Here is a 15,174-nt window from a genome sequence, read left to right as displayed (position 1 = left end):
GTCCGCCCCATGACCATTCTCGAAAGCGCCTCGGACACCCTGACCAGGGACGCGCTCACCGTCCTCCAGCCCGGCTTCGTCGGCACCACCGCCCCCGACTGGCTGCTCCGCCGCATCGGCGAGGGCCTCTCCTCGGTCGGCCTCTTCGGCCGCAACATCGACAACCCGGAGCAGCTCGCCGCGCTCACCGCGCGGCTGCGCGCCGAGCGGGACGACGTCCTGGTCGCCATCGACGAGGAGGGCGGCGACGTCACCCGCCTGGAGGTCAAGAAGGGCTCCTCCTTCCCGGGCAACTACGCGCTCGGCAGCGTCGACGACGTCGAGCTCACCCGGGCCGTGGCCCGCGAGCTCGGCCGCCGGCTCGCCGAGTGCGGGGTCGACTTCAACTGGGCGCCGTCCGCCGACGTCAACTCCAACGCCGACAACCCGGTCATCGGGGTGCGCTCCTTCGGAGCCGACCCCGAGCTGGTCGCCCGGCACACCGTGGCCTATGTCGACGGCCTCCAGGCCGTGGGCGTCGCCGCCTGCACCAAGCACTTCCCGGGGCACGGCGACACCAATGTGGACTCGCACCACGCGCTGCCCCGCATCGATGTGGACCTCGACACACTGCACGCCCGTGAGCTGGTACCTTTCCGCGCGGCCATCGCCGCGGGTACCAAAGCGGTCATGAGCGCGCATATCCTGCTCTCCGCGCTCGACCCGAACCGTCCGGCCACCCTGAGCCCGCAGATCCTCACCGGTCTGCTCCGCCGGGAGCTGGGCTTCGAGGGGCTGATCGTCACCGACGGCATGGAGATGCAGGCCATCGCGTCGACGTACGGCATCGAGCGCGGATCCGTCCTCGCCATCGCCGCGGGCGCCGACGCCATCTGCGTCGGCGGCGGGCTGGCCGACGAGGGCACCGTACTGAGCCTGCGCGACGCGCTGGTGAACGCGGTACGGACCGGTGAACTGCCCGAGGAGCGGCTGGCCGACGCCGCGGCGCGCGTGCGCGCCCTGGCGGCCTGGACCCAGGCGCACCGGGCTCGGGGGGCTGTATCGGGGCCGGGCGCGGCAGTGCAGGAGGGGACCGCGCCCGGCACCGACGTGGGTCTCGTCGCGGCCCGCAGGGCCCTGCGGCTGACCCCGGGGGAGCGGCCGTACCAGCCGATGACCAGCGCTCCCTACGTGGCCGCCTTCACTCCCGTCGCCAACTTCGCGGTCGGCGACGAGACCCCGTGGGGCGTCGCCGCCGAGCTGGAGCGGCTCCTCCCGGGCACCGAGACCGGCTCCTACGGCGCCGAGGCCTCCCTGGACGAGGTCCTCGCCGCCGCGGGCGACCGGCGGGTGGTCGCGGTTGTACGGGACGCCCACCGGCACCCGTGGATGACCAAGGCCCTGGACGCCCTGCTCGCGGCCCGCCCGGACACCGTGGTGGTCGAGATGGGCCTCAACGAGTCGGAGCCCCGCGGGGCCCTGCACATCGCCACCCACGGCGCCGCCCGCGTCTGCGGCCGCGCCGCGGCGGAGGCGGTCGTCGGCCGCTAGGCCCTCGACAGAGGTACGCGTACGAGGAAGGGCCCGGCACCTGCTCCAGGTGCCGGGCCCTTCCTCGTGTCCGGGGGACGGGGCGCGAGGGGCGTGACTAGATGCCCTGCCAGTCCGGCTTGTTCACGAAGGTGTGGCGGAAGTAGTCCGCCAGCTTCAGCTTGGAGGCGGCGGCCTCGTCCACGACCACGGTGGCGTGCGGGTGCAGCTGGAGCGCGGAGGCCGGCACGAGCGCCGCGACCGGGCCCTCGACCGTGGCCGCGACGGCGTCGGCCTTGCCCTCGCCGGTGGCGAGCAGCACCAGGTGACGGGCCTCCAGGATGGTGCCGATGCCCTGGGTGATGACGTGGTGCGGCACCTGGTCGATGTCGTTGTCGAAGAAGCGCGCGTTGTCCACCCGGGTCTGCTCGGTGAGCGTCTTGATCCGGGTGCGGGAGGCGAGCGAGGAGCAGGGCTCGTTGAAGCCGATGTGCCCGTCGGTGCCGATGCCGAGGATCTGGAGGTCGACGCCGCCGGCCTCGGCGAGCGCCTTGTCGTAGGCCACGCAGGCCGCCTGGACGTCCTCGGCGGAGCCGTCGGGGCCCATGAAGGCGTCCTGGGAGAGCCCGAGCGGCTCGACGACCTGGCGCAGCACCGTGGACCGGTAGGACTCGGGGTGCCCGGCGGGCAGCCCGACGTACTCGTCCAGCTGGGCGATACGGGCCCGGGAGGCGTCGACGGAGCCGGCCGCGACCTGGGCGGTCAGGGCGTCGTAGATGGGCAGCGGGGTCGATCCGGTGGCCACGCCGAGCAGCGCGTCCGGCTTGCGGCGCAGGAGGTCGGCGATGCCGTCCGCGATGAGCTCGCCGCCCGCCTTGGCGTCCTTGACGATGACAACTTCCACGCTGTGCCTGCCGATCTGGTGAGGGCTGGAAAGGAGCCTGGTGGTATAGACCAATCTAAGCTCAAATCTAGCAGAACGGAGCCCTTCCGCCCATGCCGTTCCGGCCCGCGGACCGCCCCTTGCGGCCCGCCCCGCCGATCGGCACGGACACATCCCGTCCCGCCCCACCCATCGTCGACCGCCCCCGCCCCACCAGCCACTCGAAGCCCGCCGGCCCGGGCCCGGCCCACCCCCTCTCGTGCCCCTCTCCTGCCCCTCTCCCGCCCGGCTCAGGCCAGGGAGCCTCCCGTCGCGTCGATCCACTGCCCGGTCACCCAGCGCCCGTCGTGGGAGGCCAGGAAGGCCACCACGTCGGCTATGTCCGAGGGCTCCCCGACCTTCCCCAGGGCCGACATCGCCGCCGCCCCCGCCCAGGCCTCCTCGTTCCCCCGCAGCCACCCCGCGTTGACGTCCGTGTCGACGATGCCCGGAGCCACCGCGTTGACCGTGATCCCGCGCGGGCCGAGCACCTTCGACAGATAGCGGGTGAAGGTGTCGAGCGCGCTCTTCGACATCGCGTACGCGATCAGCTCCGGCATGACCGCCGCGTGCGAGAGCCCGGTCGACACGTTCACGATCCGGCCCCCGTCGCGCAGCCGCTCCGCGCCCAGCTGGGCCAGGAAGAACGGCGCCTTCGTGTTGACCGCGAAGATCCGCTCGTACTCCTCCTCGCCGATCGAGGAGAAGGGGGCCGACGTGCCGATCCCCGCGTTGTTCACCAGGATGTCCAGGCCGTCCGCGTGCGCGTCGAAGGCCTTCCACAGGGCCTCCGCGTCCCCCGGGACGCCCAGCTCCTGCCCGATCGCGAAGGCCTCGCCGCCCCCGGCCAGGATCGCCCCGACCGTCTCCTCCGCCGCCGCCTCGTTGCTCCCGTAGTGCACGGCGACCCGCGCCCCGTCCCGCGCGAGACGCTCGGCGACGGCCCGCCCGATGCCCCTGCTGCCGCCCGTGACCAGCGCTGTCTTCCCCTTGAGCACGCCCATGGCGACGCTCCCCCCACTTGTGTAGCGGTCGTTACGAAAACAACCGTACCACCTTCCGTAGCGTCCGCTATAGAATTAACGCCATGACCTCGAAACAGCGCGGCCGGCCCCGCTCCTTCGACCGCCCGACGGCGCTGGAGCAGGCCACGATGGCCTTCTGGGAACACGGCTACGAGACGACCTCCGTCTCCGACCTCACCCGCGTCATGGGCATCAGCGCACCGAGCCTCTACGCGGCCTTCGGCGACAAGAAGACCCTCTTCGAGGAGGTCGTGGAGGAGTACGCGCGGTCGTACGGGGCCTTCGGCGGGCGCGCCTTCGACGAGGAGGCGACCGCCCGCGGCGCGATCGGCCGGATGCTCGCGGAGGCGGCGGGGGAGTACACCGACCCGGCCCACCCGAGGGGCTGCCTGATGATCTCCGCCGCGACCAACTGCTCGACGCCCGAGGTCGAGGAGGCCCTGCGCGCGCGGCGCAATGACAACCTCACGGCGTTCGAGGACCGGATCCGCCGGGACGTCGAGAGCGGCGAGCTGCCCGCGGACACCGACGCCGGGGCCCTCGCCCGCTTCAGCGGCGCCGTCCTCCAGGGCATGTCCCAGCAGGCCCGCGACGGCGCGAGCCGCCAGGAGCTGGAGGCGCTGGCGGCGACGGCGATGCTGGCGTGGCCCCCGGGCCGTACGGCGGACGGGGCGGAGGCGGGAGTGGGGTCCGGAGCGGGTCCGGCGGCCGGGTAGGCGGCGGCGCGAAAGGCCCCGGAGACACCCGCGGGCCGCGGCGCCTGACGGGACCCTCAACCCGTCCGGCACCGCAGCCCGGAGTTGCTCGGCCGTGGGTGTGCGGTGCCCTCGGCCGTATGGGAGGTCTCGGCGCAGTCAGGGCAGAGAGCGCCGGGCACCTCGTCCACCCTCCTGTGCGGGGAGAGTGGAGGCTCCTTGGAAAGCATTGTGGACTAGACCATTATCGTCTGTCCATCCATAGGAACCGGGTCCTTCCGGGGCCATCCTCCAACACGGAGGCCCGGAGATCCAGGTTCACCGCCCTGTAATTCCGCGGGTACGCTCGCACACGTGCCCTCCATGAACGACCTCGTCCGCCAGCACACCGCTCTGAGCGAGTCCGACCTCGACTGGCTCCACATGCTGGTGTCGGAGTGGCAGCTGCTCTCCGACCTCTCCTTCGCCGACCTCGTCCTGTGGGTCCCCACCCTGGACGGCACGCGATACGTCTCCGTCGCCCAGATGCGGCCCAACACCGGCCCCACCTCCTACCAGGACGACATGGTCGGCCACCTGGTCCCGCGCGGCCGCCGCCCGCTCCTGGACGCCGCCCTGGACGAGGGCCGGATCGTGCGCGAGGGCGACCCCGAGTGGCGCGAGGAGGTCCCCGTACGGGTCGAGTCCATCCCCGTACGCCGTGAGGGCCGCGTCCTCGGCGTCATCGCCCGCAACACCAACCTGCTCACCGTCCGGACCCCGTCCCGGCTGGAGCTCACCTACCTCCAGTCCGCCTCGGACCTGGCCCAGATGATCGCCGCGGGCACCTTCCCCTTCCCCGGCGAGCAGGTCGACATGGACTCCTCGCCACGGGCCGGCGACGGGCTGATGCGGCTCGACGCCGACGGCATCGTCCAGTACGCCTCGCCCAACGCCCTCTCCGCGTACCACCGGCTCGGCCTCGCCGCCGACCTCACCGGCCAGCACCTGGGCCAGATCACCGCCGAACTCGCCCCCTCCCGGGGCCCGGTCGACGAGGCCCTGGCCACGATGGCCTCCGGCTACGCCCCGCGCGAGTTCGAGGTCGAGGGCAACGGCGGGTCGATCCAGCTGCGCGCGATCCCGCTCAAGCCCAAGGGCACCCGCATCGGTTCGCTGGTGCTGCTCCGGGACGTCACGGAACTGCGCCGCCGCGAGCGCGAGTTGATCACCAAGGACGCCACCATCCGGGAGATCCACCACCGGGTGAAGAACAACCTCCAGACGGTGGCGGCCCTGTTGCGCCTCCAGTCCCGCCGGATGGACTCCGCCCAGGGGCGCGAGGCCCTCAACGAGGCTGTGCGGCGCGTCGGTTCGATCGCGATCGTCCATGAGACGCTGTCCCAGAATCTGGACGAGCGAGTCGAGTTCGACGAGATCGCGGACCGGGTGATCGCGATGGTCGCCGAGATCTCCCCGGGCAAGGTGACCTGCCGGCGCAACGGCCGCTTCGGCATCCTGGACGCCGAGGTCGCCACCCCGCTCTCCATGGTCCTCACCGAGATCCTGCAGAACGCCCTGGAACACGCCTTCGCGCCGGGGGAGCAGGGCACGGTCGAGGTCACCGCGGTCCGCGGCGAGCCCCGCGCCGACGCCCGGCTGCTGATCACGGTCAAGGACGACGGATGCGGTCTGCCCGAGGGCTTCGACCCGCAGCGGGCCGGCAATCTCGGGCTGCAGATCGTGCGGACCCTGGTCGAGGGTGAGCTCGGCGGCGGCTTCGACATGCAGCCGGGCGCCGAGGGCGGCACCCGGGTCGTGCTCGACATCCCCGTACAGCCGCAGAAGTAGCCTGCGTACGGCGGGGGTTGGGACCCCCGCCGTCCCGTGCGCACAGCAGCGAGCCCCGGACCGAAGGGAATCGGTCCGGGGCTCGAATGCTGTGGGTTACTACTGCTGCGCGCTGCGGCTCGGGGGCGGTGATTGCGTACACGGTGTACGCGCCGCGTGCCTCAGGCTGTCACAGGTGGCTCAGGCGCTGGCGTTACGCGCCCGGTTGCGGGCGGCGCGGCGCTTCATCGCGCGGCGCTCGTCCTCGCTGAGGCCACCCCAGACGCCGGAGTCCTGGCCGGACTCGAGCGCCCACTGCAGGCACTGCTCCATGACGGGGCAGCGGCGGCAGACGGCCTTGGCTTCCTCGATCTGCAGCAGCGCAGGACCGGTGTTGCCGATGGGGAAGAACAGCTCGGGGTCTTCCTCACGACAAACGGCGTTGTGACGCCAGTCCATGGCTGCTACCTCTCTTGGTTATTACGTGCAAGTTGCTTGTGAATGTGAACGCTTTCACGAATCCCCCCGCAAGGGAAGGGCCGACTGCCAGGTGAACTGGTGTGGTCCAGAGTTTGAGGAGGGGTTCTGGCTCTCAGTGGAGGCCGGTGTTGCGGGCCGTCCCGATCGCCAAGAAGAGACTCGCAAACCTCGGCAACGGATACAACCCCTTCTGGAAAGTTTTTTTTGATTCCTCGGTGTCGGCTCCGTCACAGCCGTACTTCTAGGGGGTGGATGGCAGCCTAAACGTTCGAGTGGAAGGACTTTCGACCCTTCCGGTCACACAATCACACGCAGTGCACGGCGTACGCCTGTGAACGTCACGCTCGTACGCAGCCCCAGATGGTCGCCGTCCATCTGGAGGGGGAGTGGCGCCTTCGAATGCAAGGTGAAGTCGGTCAGGTCGTGCAGAGTCTTCGCGTGCTTGCCGTGGGGCCCCCGCTCGGGGGTCGAAGTCAGCAGCTGGGTCGCGTACCGCGCCACCGAAGGGGCCGAGAGACGGCTCAGTCCGAGCACGTCGAGAGCCGTTTCGAAGGACGCCTCGGGGGACGCGTACACCGGACGGTTCCCCAGGTAGGTCCACGGGGAGGTGTTGCAGATTATGGAGAGGACCAGATCCTCCACAGGATCCTCACCCGGGCGCTCCAGGGTGATCGTCCCGTGCCGCCGGTTCTGCTCGCCCAGGAACTGGCGCACCACCTGACGCAGATAGAGCGCGTGCGTCGAACGCTTGCCGCGCTCCCGCTGCTGTTCGACCCGGCCGATCACGCTCGCGTCGAACCCGAAGCCGGCACAGAACGTGAACCAGCGTTCGGGCACCGCCTCGTCCTCGGTGCCCGGCGTCCCGGACGCGAGCCCCAGGCTCACCGTCCGTGCCCGCCGCTCACGCAGCGCGTCGAGCAGCGCGCCGGTCGCCTCCACGGCGTCGTTCGGCAGTCCGAGCGCCCGCGCGAACACATTGGTGGAGCCGCCCGGCACCACCGCGAGTCCCGGCAGCCGGTCCGGATCGGGCCCCGCGTGCAGCAGCCCGTTGACCACCTCGTTGACCGTGCCGTCGCCGCCGAGCGCCACCACCAGGTCGATGTCGTCCGAGTCGGCGGCCCTGCGGCCCAGGTCACGGGCGTGGCCGCGGTACTCGGTCGTGATCGCCTCCAGCTTCATCTCGCTGGCGAGCGCGTGGATCAACACGTCACGTGTGCGGGCACTGGTGGTGGTTGCTGCCGGGTTGACCACGAGAAGCGCGCGCATGGTCGCCAGGGTACCTACCCGGCGGTACCCCGGCCCAGCCCGGCCCGCGCCACCCGCCTCCGCACCGGCCCCGGCTACCCTGCCTGCATGAGCAGTGCCGAGAGTGCCCAGAGCCCCGAGAGTGCAGACATCAGCGGTACGGAGCGGAGCGCGCGGCCCGGGCGCCTCGCGGCCGCCGCCGCGGTGGCCGGCGTCGAGGGCCTCGCCCTCCTGGCCGGCGGCCTCTACATGCTGGTGACCGTCCTGGCCGACGGGCCCGACGACCTCACCTCGGCCGTCATGGGCGCGGCGACCCTGGTGGCCCTCGGTTTCATCCCTCTCGCCGCCGCCCGCGGTCTGTGGCTGCGCCGCTCCTGGGCCCGGGGCCCCGCGGTCATCACCCAGATCCTCGCCCTGCCGGTCGCCTGGCAGCTGCTCCAGGCGAACAGCGTCATGATCCCGGCCGGCATCGCCCTCGCCGTGCTCGCCGTGACCGGGCTCGTCCTGCTGGTGAGCCCGTCCACGACCGAGGCGCTCGGCATCCGGCGCCCCGGCCAGGACACTCCCTAGCCTCTCCCTGGTTACTCCTCCACGAGCAGCTTCTCCCGCAGCTGGGCCAGCGTGCGGGCGAGCAGCCGGGAGACGTGCATCTGCGAGATGCCGACCTCCTGCGCGATCTGCGACTGGGTCATGTTGCCGAAGAAGCGCAGCAGCAGGATCCGCTTCTCGCGCGGCGGCAGGTCCTCCAGGAGCGGCTTGAGCGACTCCCGGTACTCGACCCCCTCCAGCGCCTCGTCCTCCGCGCCCAGCGTGTCCGCGACGGCGGGCGACTCGTCGTCCGTGTCCGGCACGTCCAGGGAGAGCGTCGAGTAGGCGTTCGCCGACTCCAGGCCCTCCAGGACCTCCTCCTCCGAGATCCCGAGCCGCTCCGCGAGCTCGTGCACGGTCGGCGAGCGGCCGTGCTGCTGGGAGAGCTCCGCCGTCGCCGTCGTCAGCGAGAGACGCAGCTCCTGGAGGCGCCGGGGGACCCGTACCGCCCAGCCCTTGTCACGGAAGTGGCGCTTGATCTCGCCGACCACCGTCGGGGTCGCGTACGTGGAGAACTCCACGCCCCGGTCCGGGTCGAACCGGTCCACCGACTTGATCAGGCCGATCGTCGCGACCTGCGTCAGGTCGTCCAGCGGCTCGCCCCGGTTGCGGAAGCGGCGGGCCAGATGCTCCACCAGCGGCAGATGCATCCGCACCAGCCGGTCACGCAGCGCGGCCTTCTCGACGGACCCCTCGGGGAGGGCCCGCAGCTCGATGAAGAGGGCGCGGGCGCCGCTGCGGTCGTGCGGGTGGGGGGTCTCCGGGGGGTCGGGGGACTCTTCGGGGCCGGGGGTTTCTTCGGCCTCGGTGGTCCCGGTGGCCTCCTCGGCCTTCTCCGCCCCGGCAGCCTCCGACGGCTCAGGTGTTTCCTTGGCCCCGTCGGCCTCCGCGACCCCGTCGGCCCCGGCAGCCTCCGTCGCCCCCGGAACCTCGTTCTGCTGGTCCTGCTCGCTCATCTGGTCCGCCTGCTCCGCGTGATCCGTAGCGACCTCGACTCCCGTCTCGGCCGAGACCGAGACTGACCCGGCCTCGGCATCCGGATGCGGCCGTGCCTGCTGCTCAGGGATGCCGGCCGTCGCGTCCCCGCGCCTCACGCCGGGCCTGGCCCCGCGCCGCGCTGTTTGTACAGGCTGATGGAGACCGTGCGGTCGTCCGCCACGGACGACTCCACCTTGCCGGCCAGTGCCGAGAGCACCGTCCACGCGAAGGTGTCCCGCTCGGGGGCCCGGCCGTCGGTCGTAGGGGCCGACACCGTGACGTCGAGCGAGTCGTCCACCAGCCGGAAGACGCAGCTCAGCACCGACCCCGGTACGGCCTGCTGGAGCAGGATCGCGCACGCCTCGTCGACGGCGATGCGCAGGTCCTCGATCTCGTCGAGGGTGAAGTCCAAGCGCGCCGCGAGACCGGCCGTGGCCGTACGCAGCACGGACAGGTAGGCACCCGCAGCGGGCAGCCGGACTTCCACGAAGTCCTGGGTCCCGGGCTCGCCTGCGATCTGGGACACCCTCACCTCCAAGGTGGCACAAGCTCTTTCGGGGTCCGGGGAAGAACCCCCCGAACCAGGCGGTACGCAGTGGGTTGCGCAGTCCGCCGAGACGCTATCGCGATCCGTCCCGCCGTGTCGCCGGGGGCCCTGAGGACCGGCCCCCGCCCGGCGGCCGCGGAGACCCGCGGAGGGGTGACGTACCCAGCCGTCAGACGATCGAACCGTCCACGAAGCACCAGCGCCAGCGCTCGTTCGGCTCGAAGGTCCGCATCACCGGGTGACCGGTCGCGGTGAAGTGCGCCGTCGCGTGCCGTCCGAGCGAGGAGTCGCAACACCCCACGTGCCCGCAGCTGAGACAGAGCCGCAGCTGGACGGGGTGGGTGCCGTCGGCCAGGCACTCGGGACAGGTGGCGTGCAGCGGCGCCGGTTCGGGGCGCGGCATCTCGGCAACGTGCGGGCACTCGCTCATGCCGGCCAGGTTACGTTGTGGCGGGAGTGACGTGGCGGGAGTCACGCACGGGCACGGACGGGACGGGCATGGACGCACTGCAACTGGTGGCACTGGTGGCGGCGAGCGCCGCGGTGGCGGGCTTCGCCCGCCGCACCCCCATCCCCGCGCCGCTGCTCCTCGTCGCCGTCGGCCTCGTCTGCGCCTATCTGCCGGGCGTGCCGGACTACACCCTCGACCCGCACATCGTGCTGCCGCTGATCCTGCCCCCGCTGCTCTACACGGCCGCCGTCGAGTCCTCGTACCTCGACCTCCGGGCCAACATCCGGCCCGTCGCGCTGCTCTCCGTCGGCTACACGCTCTTCGCGACGGTCGCGGTCGGCTGGCTCGCGTACGTCCTCGTGCCCGACCTGCCGCTGACCGCCGCGCTCGTCCTCGGCGCGGTCGTCGCCCCGCCGGACGCGGTCGCCGCCACCGCCATCGCCCGGAAGCTGGGCCTGCCCCACCGGATCACCACCATCCTCCAGGGCGAGTCCCTGGTGAACGACGCCACCGCCATCACCGCGTACAAGGTGGCGCTCGCCGCCGCCGTGGGGGAGGGCGTCAGCTGGGCCAGCGGCCTCGGCGAGTTCCTGCTCGCCGCGGTCGGCGGCATCGGCGTCGGCCTGATCCTGATGGTCCCCATCCACTGGCTCCGCACGCATCTGCGCGAGGCCCTCCTCCAGAACACCCTCTCGCTGCTCATCCCCTTCGTCGCCTACGCCGCCGCCGAGGAGGTCGGCGCCTCCGGGGTGCTCGCCGTCGTCGTGGTCGGCCTCTTCCTCGGGCACAAGAACTGGAAGGTCGACTTCGCCACCCGCCTCCAGGAGGAGGCGGTCTGGAAGATGGTCGCCTTCGTCCTGGAGTCCGCCGTCTTCGCGCTCATCGGCCTCCAGCTGCCGTACGTCGTCCAGGGCCTCGGCCGGTACGGCATCGGGGAGGCGGCCTGGTACGCGGCCGGGGTCTTCGTGGCCGTGGTCGTCGTCCGCTTCGTCTGGGTCTACCCGGCCACCTTCCTGCCCCGCTGGATGTCGGCGCGGATCCGGGAGCGGGAGCCCGAGGTGGACTGGCGGGCGCCCCTGGTGGTCGGCTGGGCCGGGATGCGCGGGGTCGTCTCGCTCGCCATCGCCTTCTCCATCCCCGTCCTCGTCGACGGGGAGGCGTTCCCGGCCCGCAACCTGGTGCTCTTCCTGACCTTCACCACCGTGATCGGCACCCTCGTCGTCCAGGGCCTGACCCTGCCGCCGCTCATCCGCGTCCTCAAGCTGCCGGGACGCGACCGCTACCAGGAGACCCTGGCCGAGGCGCAGGCGCAGAGCGAGGCCTCGCAGGCGGCGGAGGAGCGGCTCGACGCGCTGCTCGCCGACCCGGCCAACACCCTCCCGCCGCCCCTCGCCGACCGGCTCCGCACCGTCCTGGAACGGCGCCGCAACGCCGTCTGGGAACGGCTCGGCGCCGTCAACGAGCTCACCGGCGAGACCGCCGACGACACCTACCGGCGGCTGGCCCGCGAGATGATCGACGCCGAGCGCGAGGTCTTCGTACAACTGCGCGACGCACGCCGTATCGACGACGAGATGATGCGCACCCTGCTGCGCCGCCTCGACCTGGAGGAGGCCGCGGCCTACCGGGAGGAGTCCGCCTGAGGCTCCGGGGAGCCCGTGACCACGGCGGCGATCCGGGTGCCGGGGGCGAACGCGCCCTCCTCGGCGAGCGTCACCAGGGCGTGCAGCATTTTGGCCACATACAGCCGCTCGATGGCGAGTCCATGCCGCGCCCCGAAGGCGTCCGCGAAGGCTTCGAGCTCCGGGGTCGTACGGGCGTAACCGCCGCAATGGAAGCGCTCGTCGAGTCGCCACCGCCCGCGCGGGCCGCCGAAAGCCGCCTCCTGGAGGGTGCGCACGTCGGCGCCGAGGAAGCCGCCCTTGAGGACCGGGACGCCCAGCACCGGGCCCGGGAATCCGGCCGCGAGGCCCGCCAGGGTGCCGCCCGTGCCGCAGGCGACGGCGGCCGTGTCGGCGACGCCCGCCAGCTCGCGGCCGAGCTCCACACAGCCCTCGACGGCGAGCGCGTTGCTGCCGCCCTCGGGGACCACGTACACGTCCTCGGGGAGCTCCCCCAGGAGCCGGGCCAGGACGGCGGGCTCGTGCTTGGCGCGGTACGTGGCGCGGTCGACGAACAGCAGGCGCATCCCGTCCGCCGCGCACCGCGCGAGCGAGGGGTTCAGCGGCCGGCCGGCCAGTTCGTCGCCGCGGACGACGCCGACCGTGCGGAAACCGAGCAGCCGGCCCGCGGCGGCCGTCGCGCGCAGATGGTTGGAGTACGCGCCGCCGAAGGTGAGCACCGGACGGCCGCCCGCCGCCCGGAGGTTGAGCGCCAGCTTGCGCCATTTGTTGCCGGGCAGGTCCGGGTGGATCAGGTCGTCGCGCTTGAGCAGCAGCGTCAGACCGTGCCGGGCGAAGCGCTCGTCCTCGACCGGCTCCAGGGGGGAGGGGAGCCGGGGCCGCAGGCGTTCGAGGTCGGGCGCGTTCACCCGGCCATTCTCCCGGACGGCCCCGGGCGGCGGGTCAGCGCAGTCGCTCGGCGATCTGCTCGCGCATCCACGCCATGGTGAAGCCGCGCGGATCGACCTTGCCGGGCTGCCACTCCAGGTGCCCGATCACCGAGCGATGGGTCCAGCCGTGCACCCGGCAGACGGCCGCCGCCGCCTTGGCGATGGCGTCGAGCTGGACCTTGGGCCAGGGGTCCACGCCATCGCCGAGGTTCTCGCACTCGAAGCCGTAGAAGTGCCGGTTGCCGTCGGTGGTGGCCTCGTTGTCCGGCGGGAGGCCCTTCTCGGCGATGACCGCGCGCAGGACGTCGGCGTCGCCGAGACCGGCGTGGTTGGCCCTGCCGTAGCCGACCAGGTGGACGCCGCCGTCCTTGGCGATCACACCGTGGCAGAGCGGTCCGGGCAGGGACTCGTAGCCGTCCCGGCAGATCTGGACGGTGTTGCTGGTGCCCCGGGTGACGGTGTGGTGGATCATCACGCCGTGCACGGGGCCCCAGGGGCCCTTGTGGTTGCGGTTGTGGGTGCGCCACTCGCCGACCTCGACGACGTCGAGACCTTCGCCGCGCAGCGCGTCGAGGAAGCGGTTCGCGGACATGGGTGAGGACATGACCGGCTCCTTTCAGCAAGGGGGGATACCGGGGTACCGGTGCATCCGGAGTACCGGAGGGGCGCGCTCCGCTGCTATGCGTTCGGACCGTGTGCGAGCAGATCCGGACAAAGTGGGGTGAGGGGGCGCGAACAGGCGCGCACCGGCGCGCGCTGTTCGAGCGGAAATCGTGCGCCCATGCCCAGCTGAGCGCCGTCAACTCCCACTCTTTTGTGTAATGGCGCTGGCACTCTCCGTGCTGAAAGGCTTCCTCTCGCAGATCTGTCATACGAGAGGGAGTTCCATGTCCGTTGGTTCGGTTGGCGACGAGGTCCGCGCGGATCAGGCACCGCCGCAGCAGAGTCTCGGCACGGCCGCCGCGCGGAACCTCGCGTCCACCACCAAGTCGGCCCCGCAGATGCAGGAGATCTCCTCCCGCTGGCTGCTGCGCGCGCTGCCCTGGGTGCAGGTCCAGGGCGGGACCTACCGGGTGAACCGGAGGCTCAGCTACTCGGTGGGCGACGGACGCGTCACCTTCGTGCAGACCGGCGAGCGGGTCGCCGTCATCCCCGCCGAGCTCGGCGAGCTCCCGGCCCTGCGCGGTTACGAGGACCAGGACGCCCTCGACGAGCTCGCCGGCCGCTGCCACCAGCGCGCGTTCGCGGCGGGCGAGGTCATCGCCACCCGCGGCGAGAGCACCGACCGGGTCTTCCTCCTCGCGCACGGCAAGGTCGAGCAGATCGGCTCGGGGCCGTACGGGGACGAGGCCGTCCTCGGCGTCCTCGCCGACGGCGCCTACCTCGGCGAGGACGCGCTCGTCGACGCCGACGCCACCTGGGCGTGGACCGCCCGCGCGGCCACCGCCTGTACGGTCCTGGAGCTCACCCGCGCCGACGTGCTCGCCCTCGCCGAGCGGGCGGCCTCCCTGGCCGCGCAGCTCGCGGGCGTCACCGCCCTGCCCCAGCAGCGCACCAACGCCTTCGGCGAGGCCGAGATCAACCTCTCGGCGGGCCATGTCGGCGAGGCCGTCGTCCCGCACACCTTCGTGGACTACGAGGCCGCCCCGCGCGAGTACGAGCTGAGCGTCGCCCAGACCGTCCTCAAGGTCCACTCCCGCGTGGCCGACCTCTACAACCACCCGATGAACCAGACCGAGCAGCAGTTGCGGCTCACCGTCGAGGCGCTGCGCGAGCGCCAAGAGCACGAGCTGGTCAACCACCGGGAGTTCGGCCTCCTGGCCAACTGCGACTACGAGCAGCGGATCCAGCCCCACGACGGCGTGCCCGGCCCGGACGACCTGGACGAGCTGCTCTCCCGCCGCCGCGGCTCCAAGCTGTTCCTCGCCCACCCGCGCGCCATCGCCGCCTTCGGGCGCGAGCTCAACCGGCGGGGCCTGGTGCCCGAGTCCATCGACATCGACGGCACCCGGATCCAGACCTGGCGCGGGGTGCCGATCTACCCGTGCGACAAGATCCCGGTCACGGGCGCCAGCACGACCTCGATCATCTGCATGCGCACCGGAGAGGCCGACCAGGGCGTGATCGGACTCCACCAGACCGGTCTCGCCGACGAGATCGAGCCCGGCATGTCGACCCGCCTCATGGGCATCGACGACCAGGCGATCGTCTCCTACCTGGTCAGCGCCTACTACTCGGCCGCGGTCCTCGTCCCCGACGCCCTCGGCGTCCTGGAGAACGTGGAGATCAGCCGCCGGCACTGAGCCGGCCCCAGGGGCGGGGACCTGCCGACGGGCCCCCGCCCCGTCCGTACCCACGTACCTACGTACCTACG

15 protein-coding genes are annotated in these 15,174 nt (G+C 72.0%); 6 read left to right on the top strand and 9 right to left on the bottom strand.

What is annotated here, in order from left to right; translation table 11 throughout:
* The first annotated feature begins 9 nt into the window (after positions 1-9).
* Positions 10-1,530, top strand: coding sequence for a glycoside hydrolase family 3 protein (locus ABTZ54_RS26795; protein ID WP_351667815.1), 1,521 nt, complete (start codon positions 10-12; stop codon positions 1,528-1,530).
* A 97-nt stretch (positions 1,531-1,627) separates the two neighbouring features.
* Here the strand turns inward: ABTZ54_RS26795 and nagB are convergent, their stop codons facing one another.
* Both nagB and ABTZ54_RS26785 read right to left on the bottom strand, forming a co-directional pair.
* Positions 1,628-2,413 (bottom strand): glucosamine-6-phosphate deaminase, encoded by a 786-nt coding sequence (nagB, locus tag ABTZ54_RS26790; protein ID WP_351667813.1) that lies wholly within the window; start codon positions 2,411-2,413, stop codon positions 1,628-1,630.
* Positions 2,414-2,682: 269 nt separating this feature from the next.
* The gene (locus ABTZ54_RS26785) at positions 2,683-3,435 is read right to left on the bottom strand and encodes an SDR family oxidoreductase (RefSeq protein ID WP_351667811.1); all 753 of its coding nucleotides are present in this window, start codon (positions 3,433-3,435) and stop codon (positions 2,683-2,685) included.
* An 83-nt stretch (positions 3,436-3,518) separates the two neighbouring features.
* Here ABTZ54_RS26785 and ABTZ54_RS26780 point away from each other — a divergent pair, with 83 nt between their 5' ends.
* Both ABTZ54_RS26780 and ABTZ54_RS26775 read left to right on the top strand, forming a co-directional pair.
* The gene (locus tag ABTZ54_RS26780) at positions 3,519-4,172 is read left to right on the top strand and encodes a TetR/AcrR family transcriptional regulator (RefSeq protein WP_351667809.1); all 654 of its coding nucleotides are present in this window, start codon (positions 3,519-3,521) and stop codon (positions 4,170-4,172) included.
* Between the two features lie 342 nt (positions 4,173-4,514).
* Positions 4,515-5,981, top strand: a complete 1,467-nt coding sequence (locus tag ABTZ54_RS26775) for a sensor histidine kinase (RefSeq protein ID WP_351667944.1) — start codon at positions 4,515-4,517, stop codon at positions 5,979-5,981.
* 180 nt (positions 5,982-6,161) lie between these two features.
* Here the strand turns inward: ABTZ54_RS26775 and ABTZ54_RS26770 are convergent, their stop codons facing one another.
* Positions 6,162-6,419, bottom strand: a complete 258-nt coding sequence (locus ABTZ54_RS26770) for a WhiB family transcriptional regulator (protein WP_003953983.1) — start codon at positions 6,417-6,419, stop codon at positions 6,162-6,164.
* 318 nt (positions 6,420-6,737) lie between these two features.
* Positions 6,738-7,706: a diacylglycerol/lipid kinase family protein gene (locus tag ABTZ54_RS26765; protein ID WP_351667807.1), complete on the bottom strand. Its 969-nt coding sequence runs from the start codon at positions 7,704-7,706 to the stop codon at positions 6,738-6,740.
* A gap of 87 nt (positions 7,707-7,793) precedes the next feature.
* On the opposite strand from ABTZ54_RS26765, the gene ABTZ54_RS26760 reads away from it, so the two are divergent.
* Entirely contained in the window at positions 7,794-8,255 is a 462-nt protein-coding gene (locus ABTZ54_RS26760; protein ID WP_351667805.1) for a hypothetical protein, read from the top strand.
* An 11-nt stretch (positions 8,256-8,266) separates the two neighbouring features.
* Here the strand turns inward: ABTZ54_RS26760 and ABTZ54_RS26755 are convergent, their stop codons facing one another.
* The 3 genes from ABTZ54_RS26755 to ABTZ54_RS26745 all read right to left on the bottom strand — a co-directional run bounded on the left by ABTZ54_RS26755 (position 8,267) and on the right by ABTZ54_RS26745 (position 10,228).
* Positions 8,267-9,367, bottom strand: a complete 1,101-nt coding sequence (locus ABTZ54_RS26755; protein WP_351667803.1) for a SigB/SigF/SigG family RNA polymerase sigma factor — start codon at positions 9,365-9,367, stop codon at positions 8,267-8,269.
* The gene (locus ABTZ54_RS26750) at positions 9,364-9,777 is read right to left on the bottom strand and encodes an ATP-binding protein (protein WP_019889334.1); all 414 of its coding nucleotides are present in this window, start codon (positions 9,775-9,777) and stop codon (positions 9,364-9,366) included. Before ABTZ54_RS26750 ends, ABTZ54_RS26755 begins: the two co-directional genes overlap by 4 nt.
* 190 nt (positions 9,778-9,967) lie before the next feature.
* A complete protein-coding gene (locus ABTZ54_RS26745; RefSeq protein ID WP_046907328.1) occupies positions 9,968-10,228 on the bottom strand; it encodes a UBP-type zinc finger domain-containing protein in 261 nt (86 codons plus the stop codon).
* Positions 10,229-10,296: 68 nt separating this feature from the next.
* Between ABTZ54_RS26745 and ABTZ54_RS26740 the strand changes: the two genes are divergently transcribed.
* Positions 10,297-11,892, top strand: a complete 1,596-nt coding sequence (locus ABTZ54_RS26740) for a Na+/H+ antiporter (RefSeq protein WP_351667800.1) — start codon at positions 10,297-10,299, stop codon at positions 11,890-11,892.
* On the opposite strand, the gene ABTZ54_RS26735 is transcribed toward ABTZ54_RS26740, so the two are convergent.
* On the bottom strand, positions 11,871-12,779 hold the full coding sequence (locus tag ABTZ54_RS26735) for a 1-aminocyclopropane-1-carboxylate deaminase/D-cysteine desulfhydrase (RefSeq protein WP_351667798.1): 909 nt from the start codon (positions 12,777-12,779) through the stop codon (positions 11,871-11,873). The genes ABTZ54_RS26740 and ABTZ54_RS26735 overlap by 22 nt on opposite strands.
* Before the next feature lie 34 nt (positions 12,780-12,813).
* The gene (locus ABTZ54_RS26730; RefSeq protein ID WP_351667796.1) at positions 12,814-13,404 is read right to left on the bottom strand and encodes an N-acetylmuramoyl-L-alanine amidase; all 591 of its coding nucleotides are present in this window, start codon (positions 13,402-13,404) and stop codon (positions 12,814-12,816) included.
* Between the two features lie 283 nt (positions 13,405-13,687).
* On the opposite strand from ABTZ54_RS26730, the gene ABTZ54_RS26725 reads away from it, so the two are divergent.
* A complete protein-coding gene (locus tag ABTZ54_RS26725; protein WP_351667794.1) occupies positions 13,688-15,103 on the top strand; it encodes a family 2B encapsulin nanocompartment shell protein in 1,416 nt (471 codons plus the stop codon).
* Positions 15,104-15,174: the final 71 nt, after the last annotated feature.

The organism is Streptomyces sp. NPDC094032 (genome assembly GCF_040303965.1).
In the GTDB taxonomy this organism is placed as follows: Bacteria; Actinomycetota; Actinomycetes; order Streptomycetales; family Streptomycetaceae; genus Streptomyces.
The sequence above is the reverse complement of the archived record's forward strand: the minus strand, read 5'-3'. Positions and strand labels throughout refer to the sequence as shown.